Source organism: Marinitoga sp. 38H-ov (assembly GCF_011057715.1).
Classification (GTDB): Bacteria; Thermotogota; Thermotogae; order Petrotogales; family Petrotogaceae; genus Marinitoga.
The window spans coordinates 84,901-92,698 of the sequence record NZ_LNGH01000006.1 but is presented as its reverse complement, the minus strand read 5'-3'; the positions used below and the strand labels follow the sequence as shown (position 1 = coordinate 92,698).

The following is a 7,798-nucleotide window of genomic DNA, read 5'->3' as shown; positions in this document are numbered from 1 at the left end:
GAGATATTCCTGTAAGGAAAAATGGAGTTGAAAAAAATATCGCCTCCTGATAATATAAAAGTGAGAGACCAATATAAATCAGGAGGCGATACAATGAAACAAAAATCATTAAATGAAAAAATATTGAGAATAACTCCAGAAACATTAATAGTAGGAATAGACGTAGCAAAAAGAATACATTGGGTTAGAATAATAAATTATAGGGGAATAGATTTAATAAAACCCTTCAAAATAAATAATACCATAACTGGAATAAAAAATCTAGAGGAAGCGATAAAAAAAGTCAAAGAAAAAAACGATATGAAAAAAGTAATAGTAGGTATGGAACCATCAGGGCACTATTGGAAAGCAATAGCTTGGCAAATGAAATTAAATGAAGGAGTAGATTATTTAGTAGGAGTAAATCCATATCATGTAAAGAAAAGTAAAGAACTTGATGATAATTCACCAGAAAAAAGTGATAGGAAAGATGCAGGAATAATAGCCCGATTGATAAGGGATGGAAGATATTATGATATATATTTACCAGAAGGTGTATATTCAGAATTAAGAATAATGGCAACAACAAGAGATAGGATAGTAACGAAAAGAAAAAATGCGAAAAATATAGTAATAGCAGTAATGGATGAATATTTTCCAGAATATGAAAAAGTATATAAAAATATATTTGTGGAAGGGTCAATAGGGTTACTAAAAAAATATCCATTTCCAGAAGATATAATAAAAGCTGGAATAGAAGAAATAGAAAAAGTGTTAAAAGAATCAACACAAGGGAAAGATTGGAAAAAAAGAGCGAAAAAGATATATGAATTAGCAAAAAAATCAATAGGAGTAAAAGAAGGGCAAAAAAGCGCAAAGATAAAGTTGGGATTATTATTGAAAGAAATAGAATTCTACACAACACAAATTGAAGAAATAGAAAAAGAAATAGAAAAATTAATAGAAACAACAGAAATAGGAGAAAATATAAAAAGTGTTCCAGGAATAGGAACAGTAATAACAGCAACAATATTAGGAGAAATAGGAGAAATAAACAGATTTAACAACTGGAAAGAAATAAGGAAATTAGCTGGACTAAATTTGTATGAAATAAGTTCTGGAGAACATAAAGGGAAAACAAAAATAACAAAAAGAGGCAGACCGTTATTAAGAAAGATAATATATCTAATGGCAAAAAGTTTATTAAAACATAACAAAGAGATGAAAGAGAAATATAAAAAACTAACGAAAAGAGAAAAAAATCCATTAAAAAGGGATCAAGCATTAATAGCAATAGGATTGAAAATGATAAGAATAATATTCAAGTTAGCGAAAAGTAAAACAAGGTATGAGCCAAGTATATGTATGGGTGGAAATGCAGTCTCTCACCATTAGGAGAGAATCCAGGACACGAGAAAAAGCAGACTCACCATACCTCAAATAGGACGAAGGAATGAAAGGACACTCAAAAGAGTGAGCCAGGTGGAAATAAGAGGGTTAGTTTGAGGAAAAAATTTGGTGAGTAATAATAAAAATAATATTTTATGTATTATACTCAGGAGGTAATAAATAATAACGAGTAAAACAAAATGAATAAAATAAAAAATAAGCTCTTTTTTTAAATAAAAAGAGAAAGAAGGTTTGTTACGAAAAACTAAGAAAAAACGAGATTCAGGAGGCTAATTAAGAATATTTCTTTGAAGAGGTGTCTATATGACAACAGGATTTTTAGGAACATTATTATGGCTAATCTTTATTTTTTATGTTTTAATGGGACCACAAATGAAGTTTGCTCAATTAATTGCAGGTAGAAAAAGTATATTATCGGCTCTTTCAAAAAAGAGAAATTCTACCGTTATAACTTTAATTCACAGACAAGAAAGTATGGGTTTTTTAGGTTTTCCTTTTTACAAGTATATAAATGTAGAAGATAGCGAAGAAATACTAAGAGCTATTAGAAAAGCGCCAAAAGATAAACCTATTGATTTAATCATACATACACCAGGTGGACTTGTTTTAGCTGCAACACAAATAGCTAAAGCTTTGCACGATCATCCATCTGAAACGCGAGTTATAGTTCCACATTATGCAATGAGTGGTGGAACTTTGATTTCATTAGCAGCTGATCAAATAATAATGGATGAACATGCTGTTTTAGGGCCAGTTGACCCACAATTAGGACAAAATCCCGCTCCAAGTATCGTAAAAGCTGTTGAACAAAAAGGTGTAGATAAAGTTGACGATCAAACATTAATTTTAGCTGATGTTGCAAAAAAATCTATATCTCAAGTTCAAAAATTCATATTTAATATATTAAAAAATAAAATGGATGAAAACCAAGCTAAACAATTATCTCAAACATTAACTGAAGGTAGATGGACACATGATTATCCTATTACTGTCGAAGAAGCTAAAGAACTTGGATTAAATGTTTCTACTGATATGCCAGAAGAAGTATATGCTCTTATGGATTTATATTCTCAACCAATTAGACAAAGAGGAACTGTTGAATTTGTATCTTACAATAATAACAAATAATTTATTAACCTCCATAATTTGTTTTCTAAGGAATTTCTAAGCAAACACTAAGTTTTTTTTAAGTTTTAAAAGTTATTATATAGTTGTTGAAAGACAAAAACTAAAAAACAAATTATGGAGGTGTTATTATGAAGAAATTTTTAACAGCGTTATTAGTTGGTGGATTGATGGTTGGGTCTATTTTTGCATTCGGAGGATATGGATATGCACCAATGACAAATCAAAACACAAATTCAGCACCAGTATATCAAAATTATCGTGGAGCACGTGGAGGATATATGTTCTCTGAAGAAAATATGATTACAGTAACAGGAACTATTGATTCAATTGAAGAAAGCAAAGATTTTCCTGGTGTATTAGAAATCAAAATAAAAACTGAAAATGGTGATATTGTAGAAATTCATGCTAATTCATATTTTGCAAGTGATTTAGAAGTTGGAAAGACTATAGAAGTAAAAGGTTGGGAAGTTATATTAAATGATGAGAAAATTTTTAGACCAGTTGAAACTAAAGTTGATGGAAAAGAAGTTGTATTAAATGGTTTTAGAGGTGCTGTAAGAGGTACGGGTGTTGCTCAAATGCCAGGTTATAATATGCCTGTAAATAATTTTAGAGGAAATAGAGGAAATACTATGAATAGACCTACAAATAACTTTAGAGGCAATACAGGATATGCTCCAAATATGAATTATGGTTATGGAAGAAATAAAAATTTTAGAACTCCTAAGAATTATCAAAATCAAATGCCTTGCTATCAACAACCAATACAACCAATGCCAAGAGGTAGAAGATAATAAAATTAAATCTGAGGCAAATGCCTCAGATTTTTCTTTTTCGACATAGTCGTCAACTTCGACAAATTTCGTCAACCTTCGACAAAAAACTCCTCTAATTTTAAAGGGTATTTTTTGAATTTATTATTACGGTGAATATTATAAATGTGACCAAATATTTCAAAATCATTTAAAATGCTTTTTTGTATACACATCTTTTCTATGCATAACATTAATAATTAAAATTACTAATTTTCCATGATTAATTGTAAATATAATTCTATAATCTCCACTACGTAATCTAAAAAAACCTCTTCCTTCATCTTTTAATTTCTTTACATCTAAACTTAGCTCAACATCTTTATTATAATAATTGATTAACTCTTTTAAATCATCCTTAATTTGTTTTTGGAATTTAGGATCTATCTTTTCAAAAGATTTATAGGCTTTTTTAGTCCAATGCAATTCCCATTTTTGATTAGAGTTTTTCAATCTTAACCACTTCCATATCTTCATTTGTCAGTTTTTTTAATTCATTAAGTATCTCCATATTTTCTTCATCGCTAATCTCTGGAAGTGTAGATAACAGTTTAAAATAAAGAGTATTATATTCTGAATCTTTTATGTATTTATCAACAGCCTCATCGATAATATTGCTTATGCTTTTATTTTTAATTTTTTTCAATTCTTGAAGAATAATCCAAGTTTTGTTTTTAAGATTTATATTATGCCTACTCTTTTTTTCAAAATCTTTAATAGTACTCATATTAAATCACCTCAATTCTTTTTTGTGTATATACACAAATTATTATATCATATAATGATATCGTCTGTCAATAATTGATATTTAATATATATATTATTTTGATTATTTTATTTTGTACTTTGTCAACAATCTAAAATCCCCTCTAATTTAAGAGGGGATTTTATTATTTTGATAATATGGAATCACATAAAATATTGTTATTAATAATCCTGTTATACCTAAAAATATTAAATAATACCCACTATGAATTTTATCTATTACTTTTCCACCTATAGATATACCTATTATTGTTGCTATTTGCATTATCACCATTTTTAATGATCCAATTCTTCCTCTTATTTCATTATCTATACTCATTTGAAATTTTGAATTTATTATTACATTAGATATTATAAATGATATATTAAACATAAATAATATTATCGAGATTATCAAAAATTTAATAATTTTATTTGGAAAATTCCAGAGTATTACTATTCCTAAGAATAAGATTGTAATATTCAAAATAATATTTGACAATTTAAAATATTTTGTTTTTTTATTGTTTGTCATTATAAAGGTTATTAATGAGGCTCCGGCTAAAGAACCTATTGTCATAGCTGTTTCGGATAAACCCACATATGTTGGTGAAAAACCTCCGTCCCTTTTTATTATTACAGGTATAAATACTGCAAAAATTGGTATCATCCATACAGAATAAAATATCATCATATTCAATAAATGTTTTAGCTCTTTTTTAACTTTCAAATATTTTATTCCATTTTTTATTTCATTAAAAAACGATATTTCTGATAATTTTTTCTTGTTTTCTATATTAAATTTATATTCAATATAAATTTCGCTTATGCCCGATAATATGAATGTTATACCATTAACAAATAGTAAAATTTTAATTCCGTATATACTATATAAAAAAGCACCTATCGGAGGACCTGCTAGTGAAGAAATATTTGAAACAATCAGAAGATATGAATTTGCTTTTTCAAGATATTGATTTTCTACAATTTCTGGCAACATTGCATATGTTGAGGTATCAAATAATGTACTTATAATTGATTGTATAACTAAATATACAAATATCATCCATACACTTATAATATTATTTGCTATAAGAAATGCCATAACTAAACACAATATCCCACTGATAAAATCCATTTCAACCATTATTTTCTTCCTATTATAATTATCAGCTATAACTCCCAAAAAAGGTCTTATTAATATTTCAAAAACCATGATAAATATTGTTGCTAACCCAAGTATTGTTGCTGATTGTGTCATATCCAATAATAATAGTGGAAAACCTATAACTTGAATTGTATCTCCTAAATTTGATATAAATCTTCCAAATATATATATTTTGAAATTTTTATTCACATTTTCACTTCCTTAGAGTATATTTCATATTAAAAACTACAATATACTCAAAGTATATTGTGGTTTTTAATTAACTGCATTTAGTTTTTTGTACAAAAACACTATATGGAGTACTTCCACATGAATATACTATATGTTTTTTTAAATCTTTCACCGAAATACGTTTTTTTAATACTTTCATTATTTCACCTCCTTTTCTAAAATTTTTAATTATATTCTGAATATTTACTTTTTTAATCTTTTTTATTTTGGAAAATTAAACTATATCTTTATATATTATTTCAAGATATTTTTTTATATTATATTTAATAGACGGACACATTCCTGTCATTTGCTTCATCTTTTTATCAGGACATCCTGACATACATAATGGAAACACTTCACAATTTACACATTCATCATACTTAAATGGTGTATAATTATACCATTTTGTGTTTTTGTAATTTTTAAAAGTATCTATTTTACCTATTGATTCCTCTACGTTTCCAATATGTAATGGGCATTTATAAATATTTCCATCAGATGAAATTATCAAACTATTTTTGTATGGTGCAGGACAAATACCGATACCATTTAAAATATCATAAGCATATTTAAAATTTCTATTAATTATCTTTTCTATTATTTCTAATTCTATATTATAATATTCTGACTGATTAAAATATTGTAAATTATCCCCAAAATAATTTTTTGTAAAAGATACATAAATTGAAATATATTTTTCTAATTTTTTCTCTTTTAAATAATTAAGAAATTCATCAAAATTTTCATAAATTTCTTTATCTAAATTTACTCTTAAAGCTATATCAAATTCTCTTTTTGCATACTCTATATTTTTCATAATATTATCAAATGTATCTTTTTTATTTATTAGAGGTCTTCTAATATTATGCAATTCTCTAATACCATCCACTGTAACTTGTAAATGTGTTACTTTTATTTTTTTTAACCTTTCTATAGTTTTTTTATTTAATAAATAACCATTTGTTATTATTGAACTCTCATAGAGTATTTTTCTTTCATTTAGTATAGGAATAATTTTATGAAAAAAATATTCCATTTCTTTTATTTTTAAAAGTGGTTCTCCACCATACCATGTAATTTTCAGCTTTCGAAGATCCTTTATATTACGATAAATAAAATCAATTATTTTATCTAATGTATTTTTAGTAATATCTTCTTTTTTTATTTCTTTTTCATAGCAATAAATACAAGAAAAATTACATTTTGTAGTCACAGCTATAGTAAGATCAAGTTCTTCTAATTTATTTTTATTAATATAATCAATATTTTTAAGAATATCAATTTCATTAAAATTATCATCTTCATATATTATCCCTTCATTTATTAAAAAATCTATAATAGTTTTTGATACATTAAAATCTCCTTTTGTTAATTTATTTACGAATATATCACCAATTTCTTTATTCAAAGACACTATAGATTTATTAAATGTATTATATATAATTAAATTATTTTTTACCCATACATACACTAAATATTTAGATAGTTTCATATAAACCTCCTATTAATTTTTATTTTACACTTTCCAATATAATTATTTTTTATATGGATTAAAGATATGAATATAATCTAAAATTTATCTATTTTCTTTTTTTATAACCTTTAGTTAAATTATACATAACTTAGGATGTCCAAAAAGTCTAAAAGAAACGAAGACTCGAAGATTGCCTTTAAAAATTATGAATGAAAGCCGTCAAAAAAAACAGGATGTTTTTTTGAGTGAAGCTTTTGCATGGAGGCAAAATCTGAACGACGGCTGGGAATGAATAATTTTTAAAGATATGCAATCGAGCTGTCTGAGTGATTTTAACTTTTTGGACATTCTACATAACTAAAATAAGCTTTTTATTAATTATTTATTCATAATAATTTTAGCAAAAAAAAAAAAAAAATCAACAGCTTTAATGTGAATTTATTATAAATTTCTCTTTTCGTAAATTAAATAAATTTACATTTTTATTATATAATTGATATATTTTTATTGTTAATTTTTTAGTTATTGGGTTTTTATTAATAAAAAAGAACAACTATCTTTTTTTCGACATAGTCGACAGCTTCGACAATTTTCGTCAACATTCGACAAAAAGTCCTATCTAAAATTAGAAAGGGATTTTATACTGTCGACAAAGTATTTTATAAAAAAATAATATGAGCAAATACTTGAAATTCACAAAAAATGTGAATGGTACCAGATATATTATTGGAATTCAAAAATAAAACGAATGAAAACTCGAAAATTGTTTAGTTATCATAAAGAAAGTTAATAAAAATAATGCGATGAACCATTGAAAATTCCCGAAACTTTCGCTTTGCAAAAATAAAAAATTTTTAATATTCTTTATAA

General features: G+C 25.6%; 7 protein-coding genes. 3 read left to right on the top strand and 4 right to left on the bottom strand.

The window, feature by feature from the left end:
- Nucleotides 1-93 precede the first annotated feature (93 nt).
- The 3 genes from AS160_RS01970 (at nt 94) to AS160_RS01960 (ending at nt 3,311) form a co-directional block, all read left to right on the top strand.
- Nucleotides 94-1,374, top strand: coding sequence for an IS110 family transposase (locus tag AS160_RS01970; RefSeq protein ID WP_165144305.1), 1,281 nt, complete (start codon nt 94-96; stop codon nt 1,372-1,374).
- 318 nt (nt 1,375-1,692) lie between these two features.
- Complete coding sequence (locus tag AS160_RS01965; RefSeq protein WP_165144304.1) at nt 1,693-2,517, top strand: ATP-dependent Clp protease proteolytic subunit; 825 nt, start codon at nt 1,693-1,695, stop codon at nt 2,515-2,517.
- Nucleotides 2,518-2,645: 128 nt separating this feature from the next.
- A complete protein-coding gene (locus AS160_RS01960; protein ID WP_165144303.1) occupies nt 2,646-3,311 on the top strand; it encodes a hypothetical protein in 666 nt (221 codons plus the stop codon).
- Between the two features lie 165 nt (nt 3,312-3,476).
- Here AS160_RS01960 and AS160_RS01955 read toward each other — a convergent pair whose 3' ends face one another.
- From AS160_RS01955 to AS160_RS01940, 4 genes are all read right to left on the bottom strand, one after another.
- Nucleotides 3,477-3,806, bottom strand: a complete 330-nt coding sequence (locus AS160_RS01955; RefSeq protein WP_165144302.1) for a type II toxin-antitoxin system RelE/ParE family toxin — start codon at nt 3,804-3,806, stop codon at nt 3,477-3,479.
- Nucleotides 3,769-4,056 (bottom strand): hypothetical protein, encoded by a 288-nt coding sequence (locus AS160_RS01950; RefSeq protein ID WP_165144301.1) that lies wholly within the window; start codon nt 4,054-4,056, stop codon nt 3,769-3,771. The genes AS160_RS01955 and AS160_RS01950 overlap by 38 nt, the downstream gene beginning before the upstream one ends.
- A 147-nt stretch (nt 4,057-4,203) precedes the next feature.
- Nucleotides 4,204-5,430: an MFS transporter gene (locus AS160_RS01945; RefSeq protein WP_165144300.1), complete on the bottom strand. Its 1,227-nt coding sequence runs from the start codon at nt 5,428-5,430 to the stop codon at nt 4,204-4,206.
- 256 nt (nt 5,431-5,686) lie between these two features.
- Nucleotides 5,687-6,946, bottom strand: coding sequence for a radical SAM protein (locus tag AS160_RS01940; RefSeq protein ID WP_165144299.1), 1,260 nt, complete (start codon nt 6,944-6,946; stop codon nt 5,687-5,689).
- Nucleotides 6,947-7,798 lie beyond the last annotated feature (852 nt).